This is a genomic window from Rhodococcus sp. 05-2255-3B1 (assembly GCF_002258545.1).
Lineage (GTDB): Bacteria > Actinomycetota > Actinomycetes > Mycobacteriales > Mycobacteriaceae > Rhodococcoides.
Genome location: NZ_NOZC01000046.1, coordinates 24,930 through 38,374, shown reverse-complemented (window position 1 = coordinate 38,374; position 13,445 = coordinate 24,930). Strand labels below are relative to the sequence as shown.

The window sequence follows — 13,445 nt, the reverse complement described above, 5'->3', positions numbered from 1 at the left end:
TTCCCACAATCACATGCGCCCCCACCGGCTGCCGAATCGGCAGCGATCGGTGGGCACCGAACACATCGAGCAAATTGCCTACGTCGTTCTTTATTTTCTCACCGGAAACAAGTCGAAGTTACCTTTCAGTACATATCCGTGTGTATGCACCGGGTCGTTACAAGTCGGTACCCGATTCGGAGTCGCCCGACACACTCCGACTCCATTCGGCACCCGGTCAATCTACAGGCCCGACAGCGCGGATCCCGTCGGTCGTCATCCCGTCATGTCGAAAGCGGCGATTACCTTGGTCGGCGTGATCCGAACGATCAATTCGCCCGGTACGCCGTTGCGGATGCCGAACTCCTCGGCTCGCTCGCGGCCCATGTACCTGGCCGCGATCTCGGTCGCTGTGCGGACCAACTCCGCCGGGTCCTCGTCGACCGACGCAATGCCCTGCACCTGGACGAATCCGTACGGCGGCTCCTCGAGATCGACGGTGAGGACGACGCGGGGATCACGGCGGATCGATTTTCCCTTGGCCGTGTCTCCCCCGGTGTTGAACACGATCGCGTCGCCCTCGACGACGAACCAGATGGGTGCCACCAGTGGCCTTCCGTCGGAGGCGAGGTACCCGAGCTTTCCGGTGCGGGTACCCGCGGACAGAAACTCGCGTACGCGCGGATCGGTGATCGACGTCATCGCTGTCACGCTACGCGGGTGGTCCGACAGAATCGATCCGCGGCTTCGCCCGGGCTCACCTACACCGCCGCTGCGTGAGTGAGCGCACCGGCGCAGATCGTGGCTCTGATCTCCGTCTCGGCGAGATCGTGCACCGAGCGGTGCACGGGATGCTCGACGAGCACGGCGATGTCCGCCGCATCCCCCACTCGGAGTGGCCCACGGCCACCGCACGCCGCGCGCAGAGCAACCTCGAGGGGTACTGCTTCGTCGAGATGCCACGGAGGTCGCTCGTCGTCGGTACGGAACACCGCAGCCGCGACTCCCGCCAACGGCTCCGGCGGACTGACCGGGGCGTCGGAACCGAAGAGCAGCCTTGCACCGCTGCGGTGCAACGTTCCGTAGCCGTAGGCCACCGAACGCCGTCCTGCCCACAGATCCTCGGCGATGTCGCGATCGGACATCGCGTGCTGCGGCTGCACCGATGCAGCGACACCCAAGGCGGCGAACCGCGTGATGTCCTCCGGCAGGATCTGCTGCGCATGTTCGATTCGACCGCCGCAGCCGGCGCGCTCGAACGCATCGAGCGCGACGGTGTTGGCGCGATCACCGATCGCGTGGACGGCCGCCGCGATGCCGCCGCGTGATGCCCGCGCGACGAGATCGAAGAGACTGTCCGGGGTCTCGAGCAACAGCCCGTACGCGTCGTCCCCGTCGATCCCCGGGTATCGATCGTGGCAACACGCGGTTCGGGTGTTGAGCGAACCGTCGAGCATCACCTTGAGCGGGCCGCGTCTGATCAGGTCCGAGTGGGCCGAGACGTCTCCGGTCCGCTCGCCGCGATCGAGTGCCTCGTCGAGCCATTGGGGCCACACCGTCGTGTCGATGCGGACGGCGGGCGAGCCGGCCGTCAACCGTCGATCCCAGACCGTCTTGTTGTCAGCGAACTCGAAATCCACGACGCCGGTGACACCGCGGACCGCCAGTGCTGCGGTCGCGTCGAGCACGGCCCGATCGAGTTCGGCCGGGTCGTCCTGCTCCTCGAGCGCCATGACCGCTTCGAGGCCGTCGACATCGCGGAGCACACCGGTGGGGTGATCGATACCCAGATCGTCGAGCAGCGCCGGGCTCAGCCACAACGTGTGCAGGTCCATGCTCGTCATCGCCACGCGGGCACCGGGCAGCGCATTCTCGAGCAGGTCCTTGTGCGGCTCCTCCGGCCAGTGCGCGTCACGGAAGCCGTTGGCGCGCACCACCGATTCGCCTGCTGTCCGAGCATAGGGATACACCAGTGCGACGGCATCGGCCGCCGACGCCGCGGGCCCGACGTCGATTCGTCGCCGCGCCGCCGCCCACTGTGTCAGGTGCACGTGCGAGTCCACGAACCCGGGCAGCGCCACCCCGCCACCACCGTCGAGTACCTCGTCGCTCGATGCTCGTCGGGTGCCCGCGGGGGTGATCGACGCGATGACCGAGCCCGCGAGTTCGATGTCGACGAGCAGCCCGGAACCATCCAGTGCGACGTTGGCGATAATCACTCCTGGGACTCTAGAGCGTCCTCCGCACGGGCGCGCATGCCATCCTCTAGCGATGAAGCCAGAGCCTGTTGCGATGCGGACAGAGTCGACCGAGCCCGTCGGATATCACGCGAGCGTGACGGTGCGCTGGTCCGATATGGACGCCTTCGCACACATCAACCATGCCCGGATGGTCACCCTGCTCGAAGAAGCGCGCATCGAATGGCTGCTCAGCGAGGGCGAGGCCAACGAGTCTCTGATCAAGAGTGCGTTGATCGCCGATGTCACCATCGCGTACAAGAAGCCGCTTCGGCACTCGGACGGTCCGCTGGACGTCACGCTGTGGTTCGAGAAGGTGCGCGCAGTCGATTTCACCATCGGGTACGAGGTCCGTGCCGCGGGCGCAGCACCCGATTCACCGCCCGCCGTGGTGGCGACGACCCGGATGGCGATGGTCGACGTCGGTGCCGAGACCTTGCGCCGCATCGCGCCGGAGGAAAAGGCCTACCTGGCCCGCTGGACGCGCTGAAACTCGGTCGCCCGATCCAAGAACCACGCCAACGCGGCCGGATCGTCGACGGCACTTGCATCGAGAGTGCCTGCAGCAGTGGCACCTTGGAAGAGGCGTTTGAGTGGCACCTCGAGCTTCTTCCCGGTCCGGGTGTGGGGTACCGCGGGTGCGGCGATGATGTCGTCGGGAACGTGTCGCGGCGATGCCTGTGTTCTGATGACGGATGCGATACGCTCCCGCAGTTCGTCGGTCACACCGTCCGGGACCACCACGAACAGGGGCATCCAGTATCCACCGTCGGGTAGCTCGATGCCGAGGACGAGCGCCTCGGTCACCTCGTCCAGAGATTCGACGGCCTGGTAGATGTCGGCGCTGCCCATGCGAATTCCGTTGCGGTTGAGCGTCGAATCCGATCTTCCGTGCACGACGACGCTGCCGCGGTCGGTCATCGTGATCCAGTCACCGTGCCGCCAGATTCCCGGATAGGTGTCGAAATAGGCGTCCCGGTATCGAGATCCGTCGGCGTCGTTCCAGAAGTACAGCGGCATCGACGGCATCGGTTCGGTGACGACCAGTTCGCCGACGGTACCGCGGACGGGTTCGCCGTCCTCGTCGTAGGCGTCGAGCGCGACCCCGAGAAAGGGCACCGACAGCTCCCCCGCCCAGACCGGGGCGGTCCGCACTCCCCCGGCGAACGCCGACACCACGTCGGTCCCGCCGGAGATGGAGAAGACCGGCAGGTGCGCTCCGATGTTCTCCGACAACCAGATCGACGACGATGCAGGCATCGCGGACCCAGTGATGCCGACGGCCCGCAGCGCCGACAGATCGTGGTCGGTGCCGGGATGCGTGTCGGCCTTGATGCACGAGAGCACGTACCCGGGGCTGGTACCGAGGTACGTCACACCCAGCCTAGCGGCGATGTCCCACAGCGCATCCGGCGTGGGGAACGCCGGACTTCCGTCGGCGCACACGATTGTGGATCCGACCAGCAGGCCGGCGATCTGGAAGTTCCACATCATCCAGCTGGGGCTGGTGTACCAGAAGAACACGTCTTCGGGGCCCAGATCGGACTGTAGGGCAACGGATTTGAGATGCTCGAGCACCACACCGCCGTGACCGTGCACGATTCCCTTCGGCAGACCCGTGGTGCCCGAGGAGAACACGACCCACAGCGGGTGGTCGAAAGGCACCGACGCCGGGGCCAGTTCACGACTGTGCTCCGTTGCGGCAGACCAGCTCACTGCGTTTCCCGACGCCTCGCCGACCGTCACCACGACCTGCAGTGTCGGCAGCCCCGACGTGAGCGCGTCGACGTCGGCGGCCTTGTCTCGGAACTTCCCTCCGTACACGTACCCGTCGGCAGTGATCAGTGCCGTTGGTTCGAGCTGGCCCAGACGGTCGAGTGCCGCCGAGGCCGAATAGTCCTGCCCGCACGCGGACCAGACCGCCCCCAGGCTCGCGGTCGCCAGGAAGGCGATCACCGCCTCGGGGACGTTGGGCAGGTATCCGACGACGCGGTCGCCGCGTCGGACTCCCGCGTCGGCCAGCATGCCTGCCAGCGCCCCGGCCTGATCGATCATCTCCTCCCACGTCACGGTCCGCGTCGAACCGTCTTCGCGGGCGTGGACGATCGCGGCGCGGCCCGATCGAGCGTGCCGAACGACCTGGTCCACGTAGTTCAGTTCGGTACCCGGAAACCAGTGTGCTCCCGGCATACCGTGCTCTGCGAGCACCGTCGTCGGCACACTGGAGGAGCGAACCTCGAAGAAATCCCACACCGCTCGCCAGAACAGTTCCAACTCGTTCGTCGACCATCGCCACAGAGACGAGTAGTCCGGTAGCAGCACATCGTGGCGTTTCTCGACGAATCGCGCGAACTCGGTCACCCGAGCCTCGGCGACGTCGGAATCCGTCGGTGTCCACAGCGCACTGGTCATGGCAGCGAGTATGGCAGCCCGAGGGCGATATTCAGATCAATCCGAGCGACCGTTCGCGCATTTCCACCTTGCGCACCTTGCCGGTGACCGTCATCGGGAACTCGTCGACCACGTGCACGTATCGCGGGATCTTGTAGTGGGCCAGCCGTCCGTCGCAGAAGGCGCGCACCGCAGTCGAATCGAGAGGCGCTGCACCGTCTTTCATCTTGATCCACACCATGAGCTCCTCGCCGTACTTCGGGTCGGGCACACCGATCACCTGGGCGTCGAGGATGTCGGGGTGGGTGTAGAGGAACTCCTCCACTTCGCGGGGATAGATGTTCTCGCCGCCGCGGATCACCATGTCCTTGATCCGCCCGGTGATCGCCACGTAGCCGTCTTCGTCCATCACCCCGATGTCGCCGGTGTGCATCCACCCCTCGCCGTCGATCGCCTCCGCGGTCTTGTCGGGCTGCTGCCAGTAACCGAGCATCACCGAATAGCCGCGAGTGCACAGCTCGCCGGCCTCGCCTCGGGGCAGCGTCTCGCCGAGGACGGGGTCGACGATCTTGACCTCCAGGTGCGGACCGACGCGTCCGACGGTCGACACCCTCTGCTCGATGGAGTCCTCGCTTCGAGTCTGCAGCGACACCGGAGACGTCTCGGTCATGCCGTAACAGATCGACACCTCGGCCATCCCCATTCGGTCGATGACCTGCTTCATCACTTCGGTGGGACACGGCGATCCGGCCATGATGCCGGTACGCAGACTGCCGAGGTCGAATTCGTCGAAGTTCTCCAGTGCCAGTTCGGCAATGAACATCGTCGGGACTCCGTAGAGCGACGTGCACTTCTCGGCGGCGACGGCCGTCAACGTCGCCACCGGATCGAACGAGGGACCGGGAATCACCATCGCTGCGCCGTGCGAGGTGCACGCGAGATTGCCCATCACCATGCCGAAGCAGTGGTAGAACGGCACCGGAATGCAGACGCGGTCCTCTGCGGTGTAGTGGCAGAGCTCGCCGACGAAGAAGCCGTTGTTGAGGATGTTGCGATGGCTGAGAGTCGCACCCTTGGGGAATCCCGTTGTCCCCGAGGTGTACTGGATGTTGATCGCATCGTCGGGACCAAGTCGCTCGGACACATCGGTGATCATCCGCGGAGTCTTCGCCAACGCTCGATGCCCGCGATCGGTCATCGCCTCCCACTGGATGCTCCCGATGAACAGCACCTCACGCAGGGATTCCACCTCGGGGCGCACGTCGTCGATCATCGCCACGTAGTTCGATCCCTTGAACTCCGTGGCCGACAACAACACCGACACCCCGGCCTGCTTCAGCACGAACTGCAACTCGTGTGAGCGATAGGCGGGATTGATGTTGACCAACACGGCACCGATCTTGGCCGTCGCGTATTGCGCGAGAACCCATTCCGGGCAGTTCGGAGCCCAGATTCCGACACGGTCCCCCACCTCGACTCCGGCCACGAGCAAGCCGGCCGCCAACAGGTCGACGTCGGCGACGAACTCCGAGTAGGTCCACCGCCGCCCGGACGCGACATCGATCAACGCGTCACGATCCGAGTAAAGCGCCGCGGTGCGATCCAGATCGGCACCGATCGTGTCGTCCAGAACTGCGGTATCCGACGCGCCGGAAGAATAACTGTCCATGGACCCCACGGTAGTGAGCCCGGTCACGTACAGCCACCCCCGAATAGGGGGACGTCACTCGAGTGTGAGGGCCTCGGCCGCTTCGAGCACATCGGCTCGCGAGGTGTCCTTCAACGCCACACCCGACCGCCCGAGTCTCCTGGCACCGGCCAACAGGCCGGCCACGATTCGTGCCGACTGTGCGTACCCCTGTCCCTCCGGCGGATGGATGTTGGAGATGCAGTTGCGATCGGCGTCGGTGCACCCGGGTTTCGGCAGATGCGTCAAATAGATGCCGAGACTGTCGGCAACCGACAACCCCGGACGCTCCCCGATCAGAACCAGCACCGTCCGAACACCCATCGCCGCGGCGATGTGATCACCGAGCGCCACCCGCGCCTCGGTCGCGATCACCGGAGCCGCGATCGAATAACGATCGGAGAGCTCTGCTTTCAACGCGTCCAGCATCGCCACACCGTGATCGGCGAGCGCACGCGGGGACAAGCCGTCGCCCAACACGATGCCGATCTCGTCCTCGGAATGCGGCACCGCCGACAGATCCTTCGGCTGCCGACCCAGATCGGGCCGTCGCAGATACTCCGCACGACTGGTCGCCAACGACGTCACCACCGACGGTGCACCGAGACCGACCTGCTCGACCCGGCCCACGAACTCCTCGACCTCGAGCGGCATGTGCACCGCATCGCGCGCGGCGGCATGTGCGGAGCGAAACTCGAGCACCCGCGTGGTCGGCAACGAATCACCGATGCGCCCCAGTCCGATCCGGGCCTGCGTCATCGCCCGCATCTCGCCCCAGAACTCTGTTTCCGGTCGTTCCGCGGGCTCCACTCCTGCACTCCCTGGTCGTTCCGCGGGCTCCACTCCTGCACTCCCTGGTCGTTCCGCGGGCTCCACTCCTGCCACCTCCGATTCACCGATCATCGCGCACTCATCAAGGCCCGTAGCGGTGAACCCGCCGCATCGACGTCGAGGACCCGGCCGTCGGCGTCCACCATGCCGAGACGGGAGAGCCACGACTCGAATTCCGGTGCCGGCCGCAGACCCAGAACCTGTCGGACGTAGAGCACGTCGTGAAAGCTCAGCGACTGGTATCCGAGCATGACGTCGTCGGCACCGGGAACCGCGATGACGAACGCGACCCCGGCCGCGCCGAGGAGCGTCAGCAGGGTGTCCATGTCGTCCTGGTCGGCCTCGGCGTGGTTGGTGTAGCAGACGTCCACTCCCATCGGCAGTCCAAGCAGCTTGCCGCAGAAGTGATCTTCCAGGCCCGCCCTGATGATCTGCTTGCCGTCGTACAGGTACTCGGGCCCGATGAATCCGACGACGGTGTTGATCAGTAACGGCTCGAGATCGCGGGCCACGGCGTACGCGCGCGTTTCGAGGGTCTGCTGATCGACGGGGCGGTCGCCGGTGCCGACGTGCGCACCCGCCGACAATGCCGAACCCTGACCGGTTTCGAGATACATGACGTTGTTCCCGACGGTTCCGCGGTGCAGCGATCTTCCGGCCTCGTTGGCCTCCCGCAGCAGCGGAACGTTCACTCCGAAGCTCGAATTGGCTCCTTCGGTGCCCGCGATGGATTGGAACACCAGATCGACCGGAACGCCCTTGTCGATCAGTTCCATCGTCGTCGTCACGTGCGAGAGAACGCACGACTGCGTCGGAATCTCGAAGCGTTGCCGAATCTCGTCGAGCAGATGCAGCAGGTCGGCCGTCGCCTGCGGTGAGTCGGTGGCCGGGTTGATCCCGATCACCGCGTCGCCCGATCCGAGCAACAGTCCGTCGAGCGTGGCCGCGGCGATTCCGCGGGGATCGTCCGTCGGGTGATTGGGCTGGAGTCGCGTGGTCAGTGTTCCGGGCAGCCCTATCGTCGTACGGAACGCCGACGTCACCTGCGCGGCCCGCGACACCGCGATCAGATCCTGGTTCCGCATGATCTTGCTGACCGCCGCCACCATCTCCGGGGTCAGTCCGGCAGCAACCGAGCGCAACGTCGCCGCCGCGTTCGGCCCTGCGGTGACCTGCAGCAGCCAGTCCCGCAGACCTCCGACGGTCAGGTGCGAGACCGCCCCGAACGCGATTCGGTCGTGTGAATCGATGATGAGCCGGGTGACCTCGTCGCTCTCGTACGGAACGAGCAGATCGTGCAGGAAGACATCGAGCGAGACCTCCGACAATGCCCACTGCGCTGCAGCTCGTTCGGCATCGGATTCAGCTGCGCAACCGGCCAATTCGTCTCCCGACCGCAGCGGGGTCGCCTTGGCCATCAGGTCCACCAGACCGTCGAAGGTGTAGGTGGTACCTGAGACCTGTTGGGTGTAGATCGTCATTCCAGTTCGGCCTCGGCCTCGGCCAGTGCGGCGAATTCCTCGTCCGGCGAATTCGCAACCAGATGATGCCTGCTGTAGATGCCGAAGTAGGCCATGAACGCGACGAACACGGCCAGGCACCACAGCGCTGCGGTGGAGTCGACGACGAAGGTGGCGACAACGGCGAGGGCTGCGATGACCAACGCGAATCCTGTGGTCACGACGCCGCCGGGGGTTCGGTACGGGCGTTCCATGTTCGGCTCGTTACGACGCAGCACGATGTGGCTGACCATCATCAGAACGTAACTCAGAGCCGCACCGAACACGGCCATGTTGAGCAACATTCCGCCCTGACCGGTCAACGAGAGCAAGAAGCCGATGACGCCCGGCACGATCAACGCCAGTGTGGGGGCCTTGCGAGAGTTGGTGATGGACAGCGTCTTCGGCAGGTACCCGGCGCGCGAGAGCGCGAACAGCTGGCGTGAGTACGCGTACATGATCGAGAAGAACGACGCGACGAGTCCGGCCAGGCCGATGTAGTTGACGATCTTGCTCGCGGTTCCGTCACCGAGAGCTTCCACCAACGGGTTCCCCGATTCCTTGACGGCGTCGGCACCGCCGGCCCCGGTCACCAGGAACAGCACGACGGCACCGGTGACGAGCAGCACGCCCATGGCGGCGATGATGCCGCGCGGGACGTTCTTCGTCGGATCCTTGGCCTCTTCCGCGGCCAGCGGAACACCTTCGATGGCGAGGAAGAACCAGATGGCGAACGGAACGGCAGCCCAGATTCCGAGGTAGCCGAACGGCAGGAATCCGGAGGCTCCGGCGGCGTCGGTGGGGGCGATGTCGGTCAGGTTGCTTGCGTCGAACTGTCCGATGGCGGCGATGGCGAAGACCACGAGTCCGACCAGTGCGATTCCGGTGATGACGAACATGATCTTGAGGGCTTCGCCTGCGCCGGACAGATGGATCCCGATGAACACGGCGTAGACCACCAGGTAGACCCACCAGCCGTCGGTGATACCGAACAGTCCGAGTGATTCGACGTAGGCACCGATGAACGTGGCGATTGCCGCCGGGGCGATCGCGTACTCGATGAGAATGGCTGTGCCGGTGGCGAATCCGCCCCACGGCCCGAGCGCTCGGCGGGCGAAGGTGTAGCCACCGCCCGCTGCAGGCAGCGCCGAGGACATCTCTGCCATGCCGAGGACCATGGCCAGGTACATGCCCGCGATGATGATCGCCGCAATCAGGAGGCCACCGAAACCGCCCTCCGCGAGACCGAGGTTCCACCCCGAGTAATCGCCGGAGATGACGTAGCTGACTCCGAGGCCGGCCAGCAGGACCCAGCCCGCTGTCCCCTTCTTCAGGGTACGTTTGGCCAGGTAGTCACCGCCCTCGACGTGCGACCGAGTGCCCTCGTGAGAGCCGGATTTCGATTGAGACGACTGGGGGTCTACCACGGACATTGCAAGCCTCTCGTAGCAAGTTCGCTCGGAGCGGGGTCACGCCCGAGGGGACGATTCACAACACGTGTGGCGCGCGAATCGGTTCAAGATAGGCCCGTGATGTAAGCGCCGCGTCATCGGTGAGTGACGGGCGAATTACGTCAGGTTCCGACGGCGTTGACGTCGCCGATGTCTCCCTCGTCCGGTTCGGCGACTGTCAGTACCGCGTCCACCACAGCCCTGTTGGTTTCCAACTCACGCTCCAGCCGCCGGAGCGTGTGCGCGATGCGTGATTCTGCGAAATCACCGACGAGATCGACACTCGCCACCACGTAGATCTGTTTGGGACCGACGAACTCGATGCGCACGAATCTGACCGACGCCACCTCGGGAAGTTGCTCGATCCGCTGCACCACCGCGTTCCATAATGCTCTCGATCCTGGTTCGCCGGTCAGGAATCGGCGGTTTCGATCGATCAACACGAAGGCGACGATTCCGAGCAGTACACCCACCAGAATGGATCCGATGGCATCGAAGGCCGCGGACCCCGTCAGTTGATGCAACCCGATTCCCGCACCGGCGATCACGATGCCGATCAATGCGGCGCTGTCCTCCGCGAACACCGCGCGCAGCGTCGGATCCGAGGTCTCGAGTGCGTAGTCGAGGAAGTCCTTGTCGTATTCGGCCGCTTCACCGCGAATCTGCCGAACCGATTGCAGGAACGACACTCCCTCGAGCAGAAATGCGACGGCGAGCACCACATACGCGACGAGGTAGTTCTCGCTGCTCGATTCGCCGGCGAGCAACGAGGTGATGCCGTGCCACACCGATACCGCAGCACCGGCGACGAAGAGACCGATGGCTGCGAGCGTCGACCAGAAGTAGGTCTCGCGCCCGTAGCCGAGCGGCCGCCGATCGTCGGGCCCGCGCGAACCTCGACGATTGGCGACGAGCAGGAAGATCTCGTTACCGGTATCCGCCCACGAGTGCGCGGCTTCGGCAACCATCGACGCCGACCCGGTGAACACTGCGGCGAACGTCTTGGCGATCGCGACGCCGAGATTGGCGACGAATGCGATCACCACGGTACGCAGGCTTTCGCCGCCCTCGGCCGCGTCGGATTTCGATGAACTCTTCATCGCTCGCACTGTATGCGCTGCGCGCAGTGGTGCGGTTGTGTGCCACCTGCGGCATCCAACCGCACCACTGCCGCAGGCACTCAGCCCTGAAGCATCCCAGGGACGGGACACGCATCGACGGCCTCGGCGACCACCAAGGGGTCTGCGGGAACCTCCGGCCGTCGACCTTCTTCCCAGTCGACTCCCACCAGTGGTGGATGCTGCGCGAGAATGTCGTTCTCCTCGGCGGTGTATGCACGTCCGCGGCTGAGGAACCGCACTCCCTCGGGCGATTCGAGCGAGAATCCACCGCCGCGGCCGGGAACCACGTCGAGCACGAGCTGGGTGTGCTTCCACGCCTGGAACTGGGATCCCGAGATCCACACCGGCACACCGTCGCTCCCGGTCGGCAGGTCCTGTGGGACCTCACCGACCCCCAGTCGAAGGTCGATGTACCCCAGGAGAACGTCCCGGTCGCCGACGATGAATTCGCCTGCGGGATAACACATCGGCGACGACCCGTCACAGCATCCCCCGGACTGATGCATCATCAGTTCCCCGTGGATACCGCCGAGGCGACGGAGCAGGTCCATCGCCCCGACGGTGGTCTTCAGCCGCGCGGGCTGCGCAGCGCTGTTCATCAGAAGAAGCCCTGGGCCTTCTGGGCGTAGCTGACGAGCAGGTTCTTGGTCTGCTGGTAGTGATCGAGCATCATCTTGTGGTTCTCGCGGCCGATACCCGACTGCTTGTAGCCACCGAACGCGGCGTGCGCGGGGTACTGGTGGTAAGTGTTGGTCCACACGCGGCCGGCCTTGATGTCGCGTCCGGCTCGGTAGGCGACGCCGCCGTCGCGAGACCAGACGCCTGCGCCGAGTCCGTAGAGGGTGTCGTTGGCGATGTCGATGGCATCGTCGTAGTCCTTGAAGGACGTGACCGACACGACCGGGCCGAAGATCTCCTCCTGGAAGATGCGCATGTTGTTCTTGCCGGTGAAGATCGTCGGCTGGACGTAGTAGCCACCGTTCAGATCTCCGCCGAGCTGCGCACGCTCACCGCCGGTGACGACCTGTGCGCCCTCGCCCTTGCCGATCTCGATGTACGAGAGAATCTTCTCGAGCTGATCGTTGGACGCCTGTGCGCCGATCATGGTCTCGGTGTCGAGCGGATCTCCCTGTCGCACAGCCTTGGTGCGGATGGCGGCCAAGGCGAGGAACTCGTCGAAGATGTCCGCCTGGATCAGCGAGCGCGACGGGCAGGTGCACACTTCACCCTGATTGAGGGCGAACATCGTGAAGCCCTCGAGCGCCTTGTCCTGGTAATCGTCGTTGGCCTGCAGCACGTCGGAGAAGAAGACGTTGGGGCTCTTGCCGCCGAGTTCGAGCGTCACCGGAATCAGGTTCTGCGACGCGTACTGCATGATGAGACGGCCGGTGGTGGTCTCCCCGGTGAAGGCGATCTTGGCGATGCGCGGGCTGGACGCCAGCGGCTTGCCTGCCTCGACTCCGAATCCGTTGACGATGTTGACGACGCCCGGAGGCAGGAGATCGCCGATGATCGAGATCAGGTGCAGGATCGATGCGGGAGTCTGCTCGGCGGGCTTGAGCACCACGGCATTTCCGGCCGCGAGAGCGGGCGCGAGCTTCCATACGGCCATGAGGATCGGGAAGTTCCACGGGATGATCTGCCCGACGACTCCGAGCGGCTCGTGGAAGTGGTATGCCACTGTGTCGCTGTCGATCTCGGAGAGTGATCCCTCCTGCGCGCGGATGCAGCCGGCGAAGTAGCGGAAGTGATCGACGGCGAGCGGAATGTCGGCGTTGAGAGTCTCGCGAATCGGCTTGCCGTTGTCCCAGGACTCCGCCAGTGCGATGGACTCGAGGTTCTCGGCGATTCGGTCGGCGATCTTGTTGAGAATCACGGCGCGCTCGGCGGCGGAGGTCTTGCCCCATGCGGGCGCTGCGGCGTGTGCGGCATCGAGCGCGAGCTCGATGTCCTCGGACGTGGAGCGGGCGACCTCGCAGAAGTTCTCTCCGGTGACGGGAGTCGGGTTCTCGAAGTACTGACCCTTGACCGGCGGTACCCACTCGCCGCCGATCCAGTTGTCGTAACGCGACTGGAACGACATGACGGAATCGGCGGAACCTGGACGGGAGTAGACGGACATTGAAAATCCTCCTGATCGACACGTGCTTCACAGTTGATGCGGTGTGTGATTCAGGACACTAGGGCTTGCAACGTTGCAACTACGTTGCCGATGCGACTGCATCTGTGTTGCCGCTGCTGCCGGAGGT

At 64.9% G+C, this 13,445-nt stretch carries 11 protein-coding genes; 1 reads left to right on the top strand and 10 read right to left on the bottom strand.

Annotated elements, in window-relative coordinates:
- Positions 1 to 255: 255 nt before the first annotated feature.
- Both CH249_RS26860 and CH249_RS26855 read right to left on the bottom strand, forming a co-directional pair.
- Positions 256 to 681 (bottom strand): PPOX class F420-dependent oxidoreductase, encoded by a 426-nt coding sequence (locus CH249_RS26860; protein ID WP_094645389.1) that lies wholly within the window; start codon positions 679 to 681, stop codon positions 256 to 258.
- A 59-nt stretch (positions 682 to 740) separates the two neighbouring features.
- Positions 741 to 2,198, bottom strand: a complete 1,458-nt coding sequence (locus CH249_RS26855; RefSeq protein WP_094683651.1) for an amidohydrolase — start codon at positions 2,196 to 2,198, stop codon at positions 741 to 743.
- Positions 2,199 to 2,271: 73 nt separating this feature from the next.
- On the opposite strand from CH249_RS26855, the gene CH249_RS26850 reads away from it, so the two are divergent.
- Complete coding sequence (locus tag CH249_RS26850; RefSeq protein WP_094632367.1) at positions 2,272 to 2,706, top strand: thioesterase family protein; 435 nt, start codon at positions 2,272 to 2,274, stop codon at positions 2,704 to 2,706.
- Here CH249_RS26850 and CH249_RS26845 read toward each other — a convergent pair.
- The 8 genes from CH249_RS26845 to CH249_RS26805 form a co-directional block, all read right to left on the bottom strand.
- The gene (locus CH249_RS26845) at positions 2,682 to 4,628 is read right to left on the bottom strand and encodes an acetoacetate--CoA ligase (RefSeq protein WP_094683650.1); all 1,947 of its coding nucleotides are present in this window, start codon (positions 4,626 to 4,628) and stop codon (positions 2,682 to 2,684) included. The two genes, CH249_RS26850 and CH249_RS26845, sit on opposite strands and share 25 nt — an antisense overlap.
- Positions 4,629 to 4,659: 31 nt before the next feature.
- Positions 4,660 to 6,276, bottom strand: coding sequence for an AMP-binding protein (locus tag CH249_RS26840; protein ID WP_179273178.1), 1,617 nt, complete (start codon positions 6,274 to 6,276; stop codon positions 4,660 to 4,662).
- A 54-nt stretch (positions 6,277 to 6,330) separates the two neighbouring features.
- Positions 6,331 to 7,104 (bottom strand): ethanolamine ammonia-lyase subunit EutC, encoded by a 774-nt coding sequence (eutC, locus tag CH249_RS26835; protein ID WP_094645398.1) that lies wholly within the window; start codon positions 7,102 to 7,104, stop codon positions 6,331 to 6,333.
- 89 nt (positions 7,105 to 7,193) lie between these two features.
- Complete coding sequence (locus tag CH249_RS26825) at positions 7,194 to 8,606, bottom strand: ethanolamine ammonia-lyase subunit EutB (protein WP_094632359.1); 1,413 nt, start codon at positions 8,604 to 8,606, stop codon at positions 7,194 to 7,196.
- Complete coding sequence (eat, locus tag CH249_RS26820; protein ID WP_032397557.1) at positions 8,603 to 10,057, bottom strand: ethanolamine permease; 1,455 nt, start codon at positions 10,055 to 10,057, stop codon at positions 8,603 to 8,605. The genes CH249_RS26825 and eat overlap by 4 nt, the downstream gene beginning before the upstream one ends.
- A 140-nt stretch (positions 10,058 to 10,197) precedes the next feature.
- The gene (locus CH249_RS26815; RefSeq protein ID WP_032397558.1) at positions 10,198 to 11,175 is read right to left on the bottom strand and encodes a cation diffusion facilitator family transporter; all 978 of its coding nucleotides are present in this window, start codon (positions 11,173 to 11,175) and stop codon (positions 10,198 to 10,200) included.
- Positions 11,176 to 11,255: 80 nt separating this feature from the next.
- Positions 11,256 to 11,795 carry a DUF779 domain-containing protein gene (locus CH249_RS26810; protein ID WP_179273177.1) on the bottom strand — a complete coding sequence of 180 codons (540 nt, stop codon included), beginning with the start codon at positions 11,793 to 11,795 and terminating at the stop codon, positions 11,256 to 11,258.
- The gene (locus tag CH249_RS26805) at positions 11,795 to 13,318 is read right to left on the bottom strand and encodes an aldehyde dehydrogenase family protein (RefSeq protein ID WP_032397559.1); all 1,524 of its coding nucleotides are present in this window, start codon (positions 13,316 to 13,318) and stop codon (positions 11,795 to 11,797) included. The genes CH249_RS26810 and CH249_RS26805 overlap by 1 nt, the downstream gene beginning before the upstream one ends.
- Positions 13,319 to 13,445 lie beyond the last annotated feature (127 nt).